15 protein-coding genes are annotated in these 16,297 nt (G+C 60.5%); 6 read left to right on the forward strand and 9 right to left on the reverse strand.

The features are described from left to right. Positions 1–30: 30 nt before the first annotated feature. The 5 genes from E0E20_RS01670 to pyk are packed head-to-tail and all read right to left on the reverse strand — an operon-like array spanning position 31 to position 5,306. Positions 31–795 carry a tRNA1(Val) (adenine(37)-N6)-methyltransferase gene (locus E0E20_RS01670; RefSeq protein ID WP_130836327.1) on the reverse strand — a complete coding sequence of 255 codons (765 nt, stop codon included), beginning with the start codon at positions 793–795 and terminating at the stop codon, positions 31–33. Then, positions 788–2,113 (reverse strand): PSP1 domain-containing protein, encoded by a 1,326-nt coding sequence (locus E0E20_RS14390; RefSeq protein ID WP_330508658.1) that lies wholly within the window; start codon positions 2,111–2,113, stop codon positions 788–790. The genes E0E20_RS01670 and E0E20_RS14390 overlap by 8 nt, the downstream gene beginning before the upstream one ends. A 37-nt stretch (positions 2,114–2,150) precedes the next feature. Continuing rightward, positions 2,151–3,251, reverse strand: a complete 1,101-nt coding sequence (locus tag E0E20_RS01680) for a DNA polymerase III subunit (RefSeq protein ID WP_130836328.1) — start codon at positions 3,249–3,251, stop codon at positions 2,151–2,153. Then, entirely contained in the window at positions 3,248–3,877 is a 630-nt protein-coding gene (locus E0E20_RS01685) for a guanylate kinase (protein ID WP_130836329.1), read from the reverse strand. The genes E0E20_RS01680 and E0E20_RS01685 overlap by 4 nt, the downstream gene beginning before the upstream one ends. 1 nt (position 3,878) lies before the next feature. Further along, entirely contained in the window at positions 3,879–5,306 is a 1,428-nt protein-coding gene (gene pyk / locus E0E20_RS01690; protein WP_242622603.1) for a pyruvate kinase, read from the reverse strand. 265 nt (positions 5,307–5,571) lie between these two features. Here pyk and E0E20_RS01695 point away from each other — a divergent pair, with 265 nt between their 5' ends. Beyond that, entirely contained in the window at positions 5,572–6,768 is a 1,197-nt protein-coding gene (locus E0E20_RS01695) for an FprA family A-type flavoprotein (protein ID WP_130836331.1), read from the forward strand. A gap of 198 nt (positions 6,769–6,966) precedes the next feature. Here E0E20_RS01695 and E0E20_RS01700 read toward each other — a convergent pair whose 3' ends face one another. From E0E20_RS01700 to E0E20_RS01710, 3 genes are read right to left on the reverse strand one after another with little or no spacing between them, the layout of a single operon-like run. Next, positions 6,967–8,073: a Gfo/Idh/MocA family protein gene (locus E0E20_RS01700; RefSeq protein ID WP_165443935.1), complete on the reverse strand. Its 1,107-nt coding sequence runs from the start codon at positions 8,071–8,073 to the stop codon at positions 6,967–6,969. Then, the gene (locus tag E0E20_RS01705) at positions 8,066–8,911 is read right to left on the reverse strand and encodes a DNA alkylation repair protein (protein WP_242622604.1); all 846 of its coding nucleotides are present in this window, start codon (positions 8,909–8,911) and stop codon (positions 8,066–8,068) included. The genes E0E20_RS01700 and E0E20_RS01705 overlap by 8 nt, the downstream gene beginning before the upstream one ends. After that, on the reverse strand, positions 8,892–10,244 hold the full coding sequence (locus E0E20_RS01710) for a glucose-6-phosphate isomerase (protein WP_130836333.1): 1,353 nt from the start codon (positions 10,242–10,244) through the stop codon (positions 8,892–8,894). Before E0E20_RS01710 ends, E0E20_RS01705 begins: the two co-directional genes overlap by 20 nt. Before the next feature lie 140 nt (positions 10,245–10,384). Here E0E20_RS01710 and E0E20_RS01715 point away from each other — a divergent pair, with 140 nt between their 5' ends. Further along, the gene (locus E0E20_RS01715; RefSeq protein WP_130836334.1) at positions 10,385–10,627 is read left to right on the forward strand and encodes a TIGR03905 family TSCPD domain-containing protein; all 243 of its coding nucleotides are present in this window, start codon (positions 10,385–10,387) and stop codon (positions 10,625–10,627) included. Between the two features lie 20 nt (positions 10,628–10,647). After that, positions 10,648–11,751 (forward strand): undecaprenyldiphospho-muramoylpentapeptide beta-N-acetylglucosaminyltransferase, encoded by a 1,104-nt coding sequence (locus E0E20_RS01720; RefSeq protein WP_130836490.1) that lies wholly within the window; start codon positions 10,648–10,650, stop codon positions 11,749–11,751. Positions 11,752–11,891: 140 nt separating this feature from the next. Here E0E20_RS01720 and fba read toward each other — a convergent pair whose 3' ends face one another. Then, entirely contained in the window at positions 11,892–12,830 is a 939-nt protein-coding gene (gene fba / locus E0E20_RS01725) for a class II fructose-1,6-bisphosphate aldolase (protein ID WP_130836335.1), read from the reverse strand. Positions 12,831–12,952: 122 nt separating this feature from the next. Here fba and E0E20_RS01730 point away from each other — a divergent pair, with 122 nt between their 5' ends. The 3 genes from E0E20_RS01730 (at position 12,953) to E0E20_RS01740 (ending at position 16,284) form a co-directional block, all read left to right on the forward strand. After that, entirely contained in the window at positions 12,953–14,344 is a 1,392-nt protein-coding gene (locus E0E20_RS01730) for a hypothetical protein (protein ID WP_207302813.1), read from the forward strand. Continuing rightward, the gene (locus E0E20_RS13830) at positions 14,344–15,006 is read left to right on the forward strand and encodes a DUF6320 domain-containing protein (RefSeq protein WP_165443936.1); all 663 of its coding nucleotides are present in this window, start codon (positions 14,344–14,346) and stop codon (positions 15,004–15,006) included. Before E0E20_RS01730 ends, E0E20_RS13830 begins: the two co-directional genes overlap by 1 nt. A 75-nt stretch (positions 15,007–15,081) precedes the next feature. Continuing rightward, complete coding sequence (locus E0E20_RS01740) at positions 15,082–16,284, forward strand: pectin acetylesterase-family hydrolase (protein ID WP_130836337.1); 1,203 nt, start codon at positions 15,082–15,084, stop codon at positions 16,282–16,284. Positions 16,285–16,297: the final 13 nt, after the last annotated feature.

Consider the following 16,297-nt stretch of genomic DNA (forward strand, 5'->3'; position numbering starts at 1 on the left):
GATCCTCTCTGCCGGAGCCGCTCCGCGGCGTCAGTATCCATAGACCTCACGAAGCTCCGACGTGTAAATCCCCGGCCTCTCATAGACGACGAGAGGCCTTTCCACGGCGAGGCGGTGCCTGCCGCCCCGCACGCAGTCCATCAGAAACATATTCGGCTCACGGTCCGCATACGGATGCACCATGCGCAGCCGCTTGGGCGTGAGCCCGACGCCGTCCAGCGTCACCATGATCTCCGCCAGACGGAACGGACGGTGCACCAGATAAAAATGCCCGCCCGGGCGCAGACGCCCCGCCGCGGCGCGGGCCACATCCGCAAAGGTGCAGCAGAGCTCGTGGCGCGCAATCGCTTTCGCCGCCGCCATGCTGCTGCGCCCGTGCGCCGCAATCATATAGGGAGGGTTTGACGTGACCACATCAAAGGAAGTGGATGCAAACAGCCGGTCGGCCCTGCAGATGTCTCCCTGTACGATGGTGATGCGCTCCTCCAGCCCGTTCAGGCAGACGCTCCGGCGCGCCATATCCGCGCTCTCCTCCTGCAGCTCGAGTCCGACGAGCCGCGCCGCCTGCGTTCTGGCCGACATGAGGAGCGGGATAATCCCGGTGCCGGTGCCGAGGTCAAGGACCTGATCTCCCGGCGCCGCCGCGGCAAAGCCGGACAGAAGCACCGCGTCCATGCCGAAGCAGAAGAGCTCCGGCGTCTGAATGATTTTCAGGCCGTTTCTCTGCAGATCATCGATGCGCTCCCCGCTCCGGAGGAGCTCCCGAAGCCGCTCCTCTCCGCCGGCTTCAGCCATGATTCTCTCCGCCGCTCTTTGCATTTCCGCCGGCTTCCGGATTCTTGAGCGGCCGGTTCCCGTGATGCGGGCGGCGTCCCCGGTGCCGCGTTCCGCCGTGCTCGTGCTCCGGGGCCGTCCCCGGCCGGTCAGGAGTCCCTGTCTCTGCGGCGGCAGGCCGGTCGGAGGTTTCTGCCCTCGTGCCTGCAGGCCGTCCGTGCTCGCGCTTTCCTCCCTCGCGGCGCGCCGGCGCCGCATGCTCCTTTTCCTTTGCCTCCTCCGCGGGCCTTCTGCCCCGGCTTCCCTGCGCGCTGCGGCTGCTGCCGCGCCGCCGGCGGCGCAGGATCGTAAACTCTCCGACGCCGTACTCATGGAGCTCTTTCTCATCGTTGATCTCGACGAGAATCCGGATTCTCTGCCGGAGCACATCGACGCCCGAGACCTCGCCGACAAGACCGTCATTCCCTTCGACCTCGTCGCCGACGCCGGGCAGATTCCTGTTCAGCTCCTCGTAGACGTCCTCCTCATTCTTGAGGCAGCACATAAGTCTCCCGCAGACACCGGAAATCTTTGCCGGATTGAGGGAAAGGCTCTGCTCCTTTGCCATCTTGATCGACACCGGCACAAAATCGGACAGATAGGACGCGCAGCAGAGCGGCCTCCCACAGACGCCGTAGCCGCCGAGCATCTTCGTCTCGTCGCGCACGCCAATCTGCCGGAGCTCGATCCGCGTGCGGAAGCCGCCCGCAAGGTCCTTGACCAAATCGCGGAAGTCGATTCGTCCGTCCGCCGTGAAATAAAACATGATCTTGCTGCCGTCAAAGGTATACTCTGCAGCGATCAGCTTCATCTCCAGCGCGTGCTGACGGATTTTTTCCTGACAGGCCAGATAGGCCGTCCTCTCTTTTTCCCGGTTCTCGCGGTTCCTTGCGTCGTCCTCCGGCGTAGCGATCCGGAGTATCCTGCGGACCGGCTGCCGGAAGCGGCACAGCCGGAGCGCCGCGGGCACCCCCGTCACGGCGCCGTACTCCATGCCCCTTGCCGTCTCGGCAATCACATGCATGCCGCTGCGGACAGAAAGTTCCCCGGCGTCAAAATAGCTGGCCTTGCCTCCCTGCCGGAAGCGGACCGCAATGAGGTTCTCCGGCTCCCGCCGGTCCCCCTGCATTCCTCTTTTTTCCCTCGGCTCCTGCCGCTTCTGCTCGCTGCGGGCAAGCTCGAACGCGGGGCGCTCATACGCCACGGGCACGGCCGGCATTTTCCCGTCCGCCACCGCTCCCTTTTCACTCTCTTCATGCACCGTCTCGGTAAATGAGATTTTGATCTCTTCGTCTGCCATTCCTGTTTTTCCTCCGCACCTGCATTCCGAAGCAGGGTTATTTTTTCATCTGCCCTCTGACCGCAAGGAGAAGCAGCTCCAGAGCAAGCGCCTCGCTGACGTTCGCTTTCCGCCTCTTCTCATAAAGCGCCTGCGCCTCGCTGATCCGGCCGAGTCCCTCGTAGGAGAGCCGGTCCGCCGCGGAATACAGCGCCGCGAGCCGGTCGCGGAAGAGGAGACGCCCCTCTTCCCCGGTCGCTTTCAGGACAAGAACGTCCCGGAACCACAGACGCAGAAACTCCGTCAGGGGAAACTGCGCCGCACCTTTCTCCGCGTCTCCTTTGCCCGCGCCGCTCCGCTTCTGCGCGGCGGCGTCCTCCGCATACTCCTGCGCCGCCGCTGCGAGCTCGGCCGCGTTCATACCGCCGATCCGCTCTAAAAGGCCGGCGGCCTTTTTTCTTTCCTCTGCAAAGCCGGGGCTCCGAAGAAGTGCAAACGCCCTGCCGGGATTCCCTCCCGCAAAGCCTGCGCAGAAAGCAAGCTCCTCCTCACCGGCTTCGGCCGGCTCCTCCGGATGCCCGCGGTTCCATGCCGCCGCCTGCATGCGAAGCGCCTCTGCAATTTTCTGCTCCGCGACAGGCTTCATCCTGAGAACCACACAGCGGCTCAGCACCGTGGGAAGAAAGCCGGTTACCCCATCCGCGAGGAGCAGCAGCACGGCGTATCCGGGCGGTTCCTCCAGCGTCTTGAGCAGCGCATTCTGCGCCGCCGCCGTCATCCGCTCGGCATCGCGGATGATGTATACCTTACGGTTCCCGGAATAGGGCCTGATCACGATATCGTCCCGAATCGCCCGGACATCGTCCACGCCGACGGACCTTTTGTTCTCTGTCGCCGCATGAATGATATCCGCATGCGCCCCCGCCGCGGCCTGAATGCAGGAAATGCACTCCCCGCAGGGCTCGATTCCCCCGCCCTGCGCATCCGCTGCCGGGGACAGACACTGCAGCGCCGCCGCAAACACCTCCGCCAGCTCATTTTTATCCGAATCCGCCGGACCGTCGATGATATAGGCGTGCGAGATCCGCCCGTCCCGCAGCGCCCGCTGCAGATATTCCCGTATCTGTTCCTGTCCGATGATATCGGTAAACTTTTTCATTCTCCGCCGTCCTGCTCCTGCACGCCGGTCTGTGCGAGAATCGCCGCCGCGAGCCTCTGCGCACAACGTTCCAGCTCCCCGTCGGGATTCTCGTAGGTATTCTCCGCGCCGATCCCGGCCGCGGCGAGCTTCTCCGGCGAAAAATCCTCTGTATCCGAAAGAAACCGGCGGCACATCTCGGCATATTTCGGAGACGCCTGCGCCCGCTCCCGCTTAAGCGCCCGCGCAAGACGCTCGCCGTCGTCCACATGAATATAGAGCGGCACAACGGCCTCCCCGCCGAAATACGCCCGGAAAGAACGCAGCGCCTCCGGCGTCGCGATGATCAGACTGCTGGAAACAGACAGATCGATCTGCCCGTCGTCCACCGTGTAATACCGCCAGATTCCGTGCACGGTATCATAGGCGCGCTCCTCGATGATCCGCCCGCTGCGGCAAAATTCACCGTACTGCTCCTCCGTCGTAAAGCGGTACTGCCGCCCCTCCTCCTCGCCCGAGCGCTTCGGACGGGTCGTGTAAAGCACCACCCTGCGCAGGGAGAGGGCGCTGTTCTGCAGCAGGGTCCTGTACAGCTTGTCCTTGCCCGAGGAGCTCGGTCCCAGCAGGCAGAAAATGCGATTGCTCATCTCAAACCACGTCCTCTACGCGGACCATGTTGGTCTTGCCGGAGGAGCCGAGCGGAACGCCGGCCGTCAGAACCACCGTATCGCCGGGCTTCACATAGCCCGCAAGGCGCGCCTGCCGGATCGCGGACTGGAACAGCTCCTCCATATTATCCTCCTCCTGAATGATGAGAGGATAGGTGTCAAACAGAATATTCAGCCGGCAGGCCACGCTGCTCTTCGTCGTACAGGCAAGAATCGGGCAGGTCGGCTTGTAGCGGGACAATCTTGTGGCCGTGAAGCCGGACATGGTGACGGTGATCACCGCGTCCGCGTGAATATCCGCCGCGATGGTGCAGGCGGAGTGCGAAATGGCGGTGGTGACGTCGACCTTTTTCCCGTCGACCATGCGGCGGGACATACGGCGCAGATAGTCGATGTCGACCTCCGTGCGCTCGGCGATGCTCGCCATCGTCTCCACGGCCTGCACCGGGTACTCCCCGTTCGCCGTCTCCCCGGAGAGCATGATCGCCGTGGTCCCGTCATAAATCGCGTTTGCCACATCCGTCACCTCCGCCCGCGTTGGACGGGGATTGTGAATCATGGAATCCAGCATCTGCGTCGCGGTGATGACCTGCTTGCCCTCGCGCTCCGCGAGCTTGATCATCTGCTTCTGCAGGGAGGGCACATTCTGAAGAGGCACCTCCACGCCCAGATCGCCGCGAGCCACCATGATGCCGTCGGCTTCCTGAAGAATTTCCTCGAGATTCTCGACCCCCTGCACGCTCTCGATCTTGGCGATGATCATCATATGACCGCCGCGCGATGCGAGGAGGCGCTTGACCTCCCGGATATCCTCCGCCGTGCGGGTAAAGGAGCAGGCGATGATGTCAAAGCCCAGCTCGCAGCCAAAGAGAATATCCGCGCGGTCGCGCTCGCTGATAAAAGGCATGGACAGCTTCGCTCCGGGCACGTTGACGCCCTTGTGATCCGACACCGGTCCCCCATTTAATACGGTGCAGAAAATTTCCTTTCCCCGGACCTCGTCCACCGTCATCTCGATCAGACCGTCGTCGATGAGAATCGCTCCTCCGACGCGGACATCCGCCGGCAGATCCCGGTGCGTGACAGAGGCACGCGTCTTGTCGCCGGTGACCTCCTCCGTCGTGAGAACAAACTTCTGCCCTTTTTCCAGAACCGCCTTTCCGCCGCCAAACTTTCCCAGCCGGATCTCCGGCCCGCGGGTATCAAGGAGTGTCGCCACCGGCAGATTCATCTCCCGGCGCAGACTGACAAGACGGTCATATTTCGCCTTATGCTCGGCATGATCTCCGTGGGAAAAATTGAACCGCGCCACATTCATCCCCGCATGGATCAGACGCCGCAGCATGTCGCTGCTCTCGCTGGCCGGGCCGATGGTGCACACGATTTTTGTTTTTCGCATCTGCTGCATAAAATTCCTTTCGCGCCGCAGCGCTGCTGTTTGTAATGAAGAAACCATGCGCCGCTTTCTGCGCATACGGTTTGATTATACACTATCGCAAAACATTCCCACAATGTACCGCGAGCCGCAAGCCTTGAATCCCATCCCCGAATCTGTATAATGAAAGTGGCCGGAAGCATTCGCAGGGGCTTCGGTGCATGCCCCCGTGCGGTGCGCATTCCGGCTTCATATCGCTCGCCGCAGGCCGCGGCGGTATCTGAAAGGAGCCTTGCACATGCAGAACATTCACAAAATAACCGGGGATCTTCTGGCAATCGGCGCCAGCGATCACCGGCTGTCCCGCTTTGAGAACATCTTCCCCCTGCCGAACGGCGTTTCCTATAACAATTACGTGCTGATCGACGATAAAACGGTTCTGATGGACACGTCGGATTCCTCCGTTGCCGATCAGTTTCTTGAAAATCTCGCCGGCGCTCTGGGCGGCCGTTCCCTCGATTATATCGTCATTCATCACATGGAGCCCGACCACGCCTCGATGATCGGCGCCATTCTCCGGCTCTATCCGGGCATCACGGTGGTTTCCGGCAGACAAGCCTTTGCCATGCTCTGCCAGTTCTATCCCGAGCACGCCTCCGTCAGCCATCTCGAGGTCGCGGAGGGCTCCACCCTCTGCACCGGCCGCCACACGCTGCATTTTGTCGCGGCGCCGATGGTGCACTGGCCCGAGGTCATGGTCTCCTATGACGATTATGACAAGGTTCTGTTCTCCGCGGACGCGTTCGGAACGTTCGGCGCCGTCGAGGGCTCCGTCTTTGCGGACGAACACGATTTTCGGGCGGAATATCTCGACGAGGCACGCCGCTACTACGCCAATATCGTCGGCAAATTCGGCGCGCAGGTGCAGACGCTCCTGAAAAAGGCGGCTCCACTCGACATTCGGATCATCTGCCCCCTGCACGGGCCGGTTCACCGGGACGGCATCCCTTTTCTCCTCGACCTCTATCAGAAATGGTCCTCCTACACCCCCGAGACCGATGACATTCTCGTCGTGTACAGCAGCCTCTACGGACATACAGAGAGCGCTGCGCAGGCTGCCGCCGCACAGATTCATGAGAAGTCGGGGCGTCCCGTCCGCGTGTACGACGCCTCTGAGACGGACTGCTCCTACCTCATTGCCGAGGTGTGGCGCTGCGCCAAAATCGTTCTGTTCTGCCCCACCTACAACATGGGAATCTACCCGAAAATGCTCACGTTTCTCCATGACATAAAGGCTCTCGCCGTGCAGAACCGCATTTTCGCCCTCGCGGAGAACGGAACGTGGTCGCCCGTCGCGGCAAAGCTCATGGCTGCAGAGCTTTGCACCATGAAAAACGTCACCATTCTGGACACGACGCTCACAATTCGCAGCGTTCTTCTGGCTGCGGACGCCGCGAAGCTTGACGCATTCACCAGCGCTGTCGCCGAGGCATAAATCGAAACGGGAACGCTGCGCGGCATGAAGCCCCGCCGGGAAAATACCCGGGCAAAAGACATGAATCAGGAGAGGCCTCCGGCAAATGATACTCTGCCGGCGGCCTCTCCGCTTTCTCTGCCGCTCATTCTCCTGCGGCGCTTTCCTCTGATGCTTCTCTCTGATACTTTCCCCTGATGCTTCCCTTACTGCCGCAACTCAGTCCTCCGGATACGTCACGCCCCATACTCTCCGCATCCCGTCCAGCATGGCCATGATGCGCGCCGTCTCCTCCATCGGATGCAGCGGGCTCTCCGTTCTGCCCCCGCGGAGGCAGGACATCACCTCCATCGCCTCGTACTCGAAGCCGTTTTCGATAAACGGACAGTCCACCCTCTCCGTCACAAAGTCTTCCTCTGTAAGAAGCGGCTTTGCATTCGGCGTCCCGTCCGGCAGAAGCGCGTAGATTCTCTCCGCCGCGTCGGGGATTTCCGGCTTCGGATGCTTCCAGAAAAAATGATCGGGCGCCCAGTGCACCGGAAAGCGGAGCTCTCCGTATTCGCCGCTGATGCAGCCCTCCGTCCCGATATCGCAGCGCGTCGAGGAGGAGATCTGGCACAGCACATCCCGGCCGCCGTCCTCGTGATACAGAAATTCGATATCGTTCGTCTCATCCACACCGGTGGCGCCGACAGAGGCGTATGCCCGGATCTCATCCGGGAAGCGCCCCATGAAATTCAATGCGAAATTGATCGGATAGACGCCGACATCCAGCAGCGCGCCGCCTCCCTGCTTCGGATCGAAGAGGCGCTGCGCGGCGTTCACCGACGGATTGTGCCAGCCGAAGCTCGCCCGGATGTGGCTGATTTTTCCGATTCCGCCGCTCTCCGCGATCTCCTTTGCCCTGCGGATCGCGGGGAGATAACGACTCCACATCGCCTCCATGAGAAAAAGACCCTTTTTCTCCGCAAGCTCTGTCAGCTCCCTCGTCTGCCGCTCGTTCAGGGCAAAGGGCTTCTCGCACAGCACATGCTTTCCATGCTCCAGCGCAAGGCGGCAGAGCGGCGCATGCGCATCGTTCGGCGCGCCGATATAGACCACGTCGACCGCAGGATCGCTGACGAGGGCCTCCGCCGTATCAAAAAGCCGGACCTCGTCCGCCCCGCGGGAGCGGAGCTCCTCGGCAAAGCGCTCCGCCGGCTCTCTGCGTCTCCCGGCCACGCCGTAAATGCACACATCCTCCAGCGCGGACAGCCCTTTCGTGAAGCGGCGCACAATCGCGCCCGCTCCGATGATTCCCCAGCGGTACCGTTTCCTCTCAGCCATTTGCTCCCCTCGCGGTCTGCGCCGCGCTCTTTGCGATGCGGAGTGTGCGGAGATATCGCTTCCGTTCCCCATCAACGCGAAAGCTCTCGATGCACTTCTGTATCGTTTTGTTGTGCGTCCACGGATCCAGCAGCCGGCTCTCCAGATACGGCAGCGCGGCCGCCTCCTGCTTCGCCATGGCCGTCGCGAAATACCACGCCGTCATCATCCGCAGATAATAGTCATCCGAGCGCTCCTGCGGCGGCTCCTCGCAGCGGATGCTTCTGTCCCGGTAAAACTTGTTCAGCGAAAACAGAACCTGCTCCGGCATCTCCGCCCGGAAATGCTCCCCGAGATAGCAGCTCATGAGAACATTCATCCCGAAGCGCTTGGAGTAGACGTTCTCGGACTGCAGCCAGTCCTGTATCCGGCCGCTCTCATAGAGCTCCTCCCGGTGCTTCCGGAACAGCTTCGGCACAAGACTGTCGCTCTCCGCCCAGCAGCGCAGAAACGGCAGATAGCGGTCCAGCGCCTCCAGTGTCTCCTCGTAGTCGCGAAGCCTGTCGATCAGAAAGCCATGAAGCATATTTTCTTCAAAAAAATGATGCGGAAGCTCTCCGAGAAAGGCCTCCGCGGCAACGCGGTCCTCGCTCCAGAGCTCTGCCGCGAAGCGGCGCAGCACCGGCGTGCGGATCCCCAGCAGCTCCTTCCTCGCAAGGGTCGGGAGGAGCTTTGCCATGAAATCGCCGTAGGCCGGCTCCGCGAGCGCCGTCAGCCGCTCCCGCACGCAAGCCGCCCCCGGCGCTTCACCGCCGCCGTCTGTCCGCATCTCCCTCGTCTCAGTTCCCGAGTCTTGCAAGCAGCGCCTCCGTCTGATCCTCATAGCCGGGCTTTCCGAGCAGGGCAAACATATTGCGCTTGTAGCTCTCAACGCCCGGCTGATTGAACGGATTCACCGCGAGCAGATAGCCCGATACGCCGCAGGCAAACTCAAACAGATAGAAGAGCTGCCCGAGATACCGCTCCGTCTGCTCCGGAATGCTGATGACAAGATTCGGCACATCCCCGTCGGTATGCGCCAGTATCGTCCCGTTCATCGCCGCCTTATTCGCAAAATCAACCGTTTTGCCGGTCAGGAAATTGAGGCCGTCCAGATTCTCGGGATCCTCTCCGATGACGAGCGTCTCACGGCTCTTTTCCACATTCAGCACCGTCTCGAACATGATGCGCGCGCCGTCCTGAATGAACTGTCCCATGGAGTGCAGATCCGTGGTCAGATCCACGGACGCCGGAAACAGGCCGCGCTGATCCTTGCCCTCGGACTCGCCGTACAGCTGCTTCCACCACTCGGAAATATAATGGAGGCTGGGCTCATAATTCGCCAGAATCTCAACCGTCTTGCCCTTGCGGAGGAAAATATTGCGGAGAGCCGCATATTTGAGCGCATCGTTGCCCTCATACTCGCTGCTAAGCGCAAGCTCGCGCCCCTCTGCCGCGCCCTGCATCAGCGCGTCAATATCCGCGCCGGAGACCGCGATGGGGAGAAGACCGACCGCCGTAAGCACGGAAAAGCGTCCGCCGATATCGTCCGGAACGACGAAGCTCTCATAGCCCTCGGCATCCGCCAGCGTCTTGAGCGCGCCGCGCGCCTTGTCCGTGGTGGCATAGATTCTTGCCGCCGCACCCTCCTTGCCGTATTTCTTCTCCGCAAGCTCGCGGAAAATACGGAACGCAATGGAGGTCTCCGTGGTGGTCCCGGATTTGGAAATCACATTGACGGAGAAGTCCCGGTCGCCGATGACCTCCGTCAGATTCGCCAGATAGGTGCTGCTGATGGAGTTGCCCGCAAAATAGATTTCCGGCGTTTTGCGGATCTCCTTTGACACCGTGTTGTAAAAATTATGGCGGAGGAAGTTGATCGCCGCCCGCGCCCCGAGATAGGAGCCGCCGATGCCGAGCACGACGAGGACCTCGGAGTCGGACTGAATCTTCGCCGCCGCCTTTTTGATTCTCGCAAACTCTTCCTTATCATAGTTCACCGGAAGATCGATCCAGCCGAGAAAGTCGCTGCCGGCTCCCCCGCGTGAAACCAGAAGCTCTTTCGCATCCAGCGCCTGCCGCTTGATGTTCGCCACTTCCTCTTCGCTGACAAACTGTGCCGCTCTGGAATAATCCAAGGTAATTTTTGCCATGTCTGCCTCCTTTGTCTGTCTCTTGTTTTCACGGGTAAGTTTATCAGCACGATATTAAAAATACAACTGCGCTCACTTGATAAACCCGGCTCTTTCAACTAATATTGATAGGAAATTCACGAACCGCACGGAGGATCGCAATGATTTACAAAACACACGGCACCTGCTCCTCACAGATCGAGCTGGAGCTTGACGGCGGCCACATCATTCACGGCGTAAAATTCACGAACGGCTGCAACGGCAATCTGAAAGGCATCAGCCGACTGGTCGAGGGACGGCGCGCCGAGGAGGTGATCGAACTGCTCGAGGGAACCCGCTGCGGCTTAAAGGATACCAGCTGTCCGGATCAGCTCGCAAAAGCGCTGAAAGCGGCCCTGTCATGAGAAGCGGCGAAGCGGAGCTTATGACGGAAGCGGCAGACCGCGCAAAAACGACCCGAAAAAAAATCATACTGACCGGCGGAGGAACCGCGGGCCACGTCACGCCCAATCTGGCTCTTCTTCCGGCGCTGCAGGAGGCCGGCTACGAGATCCGGTATATCGGCTCCTTAAACGGCATCGAGAAGCGCCTCATCGCCGATTACGGCATCCCTTATGACGGCATCGAAACCGGCAAGCTCCGGCGCTATTTTGATCCCAAAAACTTCACTGATCCGTTCCGCGTCATCCGGGGATACCGGCAGGCAAAGACGCTTCTGAAAGAATACCGCCCCGACGTTCTGTTTTCCAAGGGCGGCTTTGTCAGCGTTCCGGTCGTGCGGGCCGCCGCGGCGCTCCGCATCCCCTGCATCATTCACGAATCGGATATGACGCCGGGGCTTGCCAACCGGCTGTGCGCTCCGGCCGCCAGAAAAATCTGCTGTAATTTCCCGGAAACCATGGACTCTCTTCCGCCCGACAAGGCCGTTCTCACCGGAACGCCGATCCGCAGCGAGCTTCTTGACGGCGACCCGGAAAAGGGCTACGAGCTCTGCGGCTTTGCTCCCGGAAAGCCCGTGCTCATGGTTATCGGGGGGAGCCTCGGCTCCGCGTCGGTGAACCGGGCCGTGCGCGAGAACCTGACGGAGCTTCTCCGCGATTTTCAGATCGTCCATATCTGCGGAAAGGACAAGGTGGACAACCTCCGCCTGACCATTCCCGGCTACCGGCAGTTTGAATTTGTAAAGGCGGATCTCCGCCACCTCTTTGCGATGGCAGAGCTTGTCATCTCAAGGGCCGGCGCCAATGCGATCTGCGAGCTTCTCGCTCTCAAAAAGCCTGCGATCCTCGTTCCTCTCCCCTCCTCCAGCAGCCGCGGAGACCAGCTTCTGAACGCCGCCTCCTTTGAGCGGCAGGGGTACAGCATGGTGATTTCCGACGACGAGCTGCCCGACCGCATTCTGGACGCAGTCCATACGCTCAGCGACAGCCGGCGCAAGTATATCAAGGCCATGGAGGAGAGCGGCCAGACGAACGCCGTGCCCATCATCATGGATCTGATCGAAAGAGGCGCCGCGGGGGAACTGTAAGCTCCAGCTCCCAGCCCTCCCGGCAGGATTCCGACCCTTTTCAGTACAACAAAATCCCGCAGCAGCGGACGGCAGAAGCTTCACTGCCGCCCGTCACTGCGGGATTTATTATTTTATTGAAATTTAATTCAGAATCTGACTCAGATCTTATTGTCGGAGCCGAGAACCGCCGTGATCTTGTGTGCGACGATGTCCTTGACGTTCTTGCGGCCGTCGGTGAGATACTGACGGGGATCAAAGTGATCCGGGTGCTCCGCAAAGTGCTGACGGACGCCCGCCGTCAGGCCGAGACGGAGGTCGGAATCGATATTGATCTTGCAGACCGCTCCCTTTGCCGCCTCGCGGAGCTGATCCTCCGGAATGCCGATCGCATCCTTGAGAGCGCCACCGTTCTCGTTGATGATGCGGACATACTCCTGCGGAACAGAGGAAGATCCGTGAAGAACGATCGGGAAGCCGGGAAGTCTTCTCGAGACCTCGGCGAGAATATCAAGGCGCAGCTTCGGATCCGTGCCTGGCTTGAACTTGTATGCGCCGTGACTGGTTCCGATCGCGATCGCAAGGGAATCGACGCCGGTCCGGTTCACAAACTCCTCGACCTGATCCGGGTCGGTGAACATCGCCTTGTCCGCATCGACAGAAACCGCATCCTCGATGCCCGCCAGCGTGCCGAGCTCCGCCTCAACGACAGCCCCGCGCTCGTGCGCGTACTCCGCAACCTTTCTGGACTCCTCGACGTTCGCCTCGAAATCGTGGCTGGAATAGTCGATCATGACGGAGGTGAAGCCGTTGTCAACGCAGTCCTTGCAGGTTGCAAAGTCCGCGCCGTGATCCAGATGAAGCACGATGGGAAGCTCCGGATGAAGCTCCGCCGCCGCCTCGACGAGCTTTACGAGATAGACGCTGTTCGCGTACTTTCTCGCGCCCTGAGAGGCCTGCAGGATAACCGGGCTCTTCAGCTCCGCCGCCGCCTCGGTGATGGCCTGAACGATCTCCATGTTGTTAATGTTGAAAGCGCCGATGGCATAACCGCCGTCGTATGCCTTTTTGAAAAGCTCAGTGCTTGTAACGATAGGCATAATATTTACCACCTTTCCTATAAGGAATATTTTATGCTACGCCAAAATTATAGCTCACCGCCCCCCTCAGCGCAAGCAAACGGGCGGAAGAGACCGCCCCCGAAATATGCTATAATGACAGCATGATGGCCTCCAATTATACAAATAAGTGGTATAAGCTTGATAACGCCGCGATTATTGTCCCCTGCTCCGCGCATGGCTCCGACACGCGGGTATTCCGCATCGCCTGCGAGCTGAAAGAGCCGGTGGATCCGGAGCTCCTCCAGCAGTGCCTCGACGATACGATGGAGGAGTTTCCCTATCTCAACAGCTATCTGCGCAAGGGGCTCTTCTGGTATTACCTTGACGGCCTGCGCCGGACTGCGCGGGTTGAGGAGGATGCGCACGCTGCCCTGCGTCCGATCTATTTTCCCGGACGCAGGAACCTCCTTTACCGCGTGACCTACTACCACTGCCGCATCAATCTCGAAATGTTTCATGTTCTCGCCGACGGAACCGGAGCCTTTGTCTTTTTCCGCCGGCTGCTGACGAACTACCTCGCAAGGGCCCATCATCTTTCGCTCGAGGACGCCGGCGTGACCGATACCTCCTCTCTGCAGGAAAAAGCAGGCGACGCCTTTTCCCACTATTACCGGCACGTCAAAGGCTCGGATCAGCTGAAGCAGATGACCTCCGTCAAGGCGTTCCAGATCCGCACGGACCGCGATCCCAACCTGCAGAATCATCTGATCGAGGGCGTCGTCTCCGCAAAGCGCTTTGTGGACGCCGCCCATGAGCACCGGACGACCGTCGGCATTCTGGCCGTCTCGCTCTATATTGCCGCCATTCTCGACGGCATGTCCGTCCATGACAGAAAGCGTCCCGTCGTCATCAGCGTGCCGGTGAATCTCCGGCAGTTCTTTCCCTCCGAGACGGCCCGGAACTTTTTCGGCGTCATCAACATTCCGTTCTCGGCCGACAAATACGACGGCACGCTGGAGAGCATCATCGATGTCGTCCGCGCCTCCTTTTCCGCACAGCTTACGCCCGACCGCATCAGCAGCACCATGAATTCCTACTCGGCGCTGGTCAACAATTACGTGGTCAAGGTCGTGCCCCTCTTTCTCAAGGAGCCCGTGATGACCTATTATCTGGCCCACGCGCACAGCGGCATCACCGCCACCATCTCCAATATGGAGCGCATACACATGCCCCGCGAGGTCGAGGGCTATATCGACCACTTCGCCGCTTTCATGACGGCGCCGTCCATGCAGATCACCATGGCGACCTACGGCGACAAGCTGGTCTTCGGCTCCGCCGGCTCCTACGCCGATCATCAGGTCATGCTCCATTTCTACCGCCGTCTGACCGCGATGGGCATGGAGGCCGAGATCGCCACCAACGACTGCGATGCGCCGGACAGCGCAGAGTCTGCCGCAGAAAAAAAGACGGCCGCGCGGCGCGCCCGGAGCCGGCGCAGAGAAAAGCGGCGCGCGGCAAAGCAGCAGAAAAAAGCCGCAAAGGAGGCCCGCTGATGCAGTATTGTCCGAAATGCCGGATCTCGATCCGGGGAAACAAGGCCTGCTGCCCCTTATGTCAGGGGCCGCTCACCGGCGAGCCCGGGCAGGGCGCGTTCCCGGTCACGCAGCAGAACATCGAAAGCAAGCTCTCCCTGTTTTTCAAGATCATCACATTCCTGCTGATCCTGATTGAGATTTCTCTGGCCGCCGTTAATTATCTGACGGGCCGTTCGCTTCCCGGCGTGTCGCTGGCCATGCTGATCGCGCCCGTTGTGTGGGCTGATCTCCGGGTCGCCACCTATTTCCGGAACAACGTCATCAAGATGCTCACCATGGAATTCTATATCGTCATGCTCATCTGCCTCATCGCTGATCTGCGCACCGGCTTTCACGGCTGGTCCGTCGCATGGGTAATCCCCTCGGTGTTCGTCTTCATGGCGATTCTCACGGTGACTCTCGGCATGATCGTCAAGCTGACGCTGGAAACCTATATCATCTATCTCTTTTTCATCGTGCTGCTCTCTCTCTTCCAGATGATCCCGCTGGCGCTCGGCGTCAATCCGTTCCCAATCCCGGCGGTTCTGTGCATGGCGGCGCTGGTCGTCTTCGGTTCCGGCGGCGTGATCTTCCGTTCGCGCGAGCTCCTGTCCGCTTCAAGGAAATGGTTCAGCCTTTGACCGCAGCCGCAGAACCGCCGGTGCAGGCTGTCCCCGACGCATGCCCGCACAGGGTGCTTCCGCATGGTGACTCCCATGAAAGATCAGACTTCATCCTCTGAAAATAAAAACCGCCGGGAACGGCGCCGGAAACAGGCAAAGGTGTTCGCCGCCAACGCGGGGAGCTTTGTCGAGCACTCGATCGGAAGCTTCATCGAGCAGCGCGAGGAGGCCCCTGTGCTGAGCGGCGAGCCCATGCTGCACGTCTGGTACCGCATCCCCGTTCCCGAGGGGCTCTCCGGCGACGGCACCGCCTACCATATCTATCTCCGCAGGGGAAACACGAAGCGGCTCTGCCTCTTTCTGTCCGGCGGCGGCGCGGCATGGAACGAATATACGGCGGCAAGGCCCGTCACCGGAGCCGCCGTCGCGGCCGGCGAGCCCAATTATTACTGGAATAATCTGCGCCCGTTCACGCAGATCATGAACATCAACATCGGCATCACCGAAAACAGCCCCGCACACAACCCGTTCTGGGACTGGAACATGGTCGTCGTTCCGTATACGACCGGCGATTTTCACGTGGGCCGAAACGATTTCCCGTACACCGCCCTCGACGGCTCCCGGCAGATCCTCCATTTTCATGGCCGACGCAATTTTGAGGAGGCCATGAAGCTCTGCCTTTCTTTCTTTGATACGCCCACAAAGCTCCTCGTCGCAGGGGACTCCGCCGGCGCGTTCGCCGTCCCCGCCCTTGCGGGAACCATTGCCGACGACTGGTATCCGGACTGCGGCGACATCACCCTCTTCTCCGACAGCGCCCTGCTCATCAACGATCAGTGGCAGAGCATCGCCCGGGATGTGTGGCACGCGGACGCCTCCGTATGGGAGCCGCTCCGCTCCGATAACATCGTTCTCGACTGGTACCGCGCGCTCCTTGCCTCGCACCCGGGGCGTTTCCGCTGCCTGTATGCCAGCTCCACCCACGACTATCTGCTGAGCGCCTTTTACAATGACATGACGAACCGCGTCTACCGCACCGACAGCGCCGTGCAGAAGTGCTTCCGCTGCCAGCTCCGGCAGCTCGTGCCGCAGCTTCGCGCTCTCGATCCGGATTTTTCTTTCTTCTTCAACAACTGGAAAAATCCCATCTACACCAAGGGGCAGCCCGGAACGATCCATACAGCCGTCCGGCTCCGCTATTTCTACACGCGCAACAAAAAAGGCGCCACGATGGCCGGATGGCTTCGTGACGCCGTAGAGGGCAGGCGCTATGATATCGGGACGGAGCTGCTTTAAGCGGGCAGATGCC

Source organism: Lachnoclostridium sp. Marseille-P6806 (assembly GCF_900625025.1).
Classification (GTDB): domain Bacteria; phylum Bacillota; class Clostridia; order Lachnospirales; family Lachnospiraceae; genus CAG-791.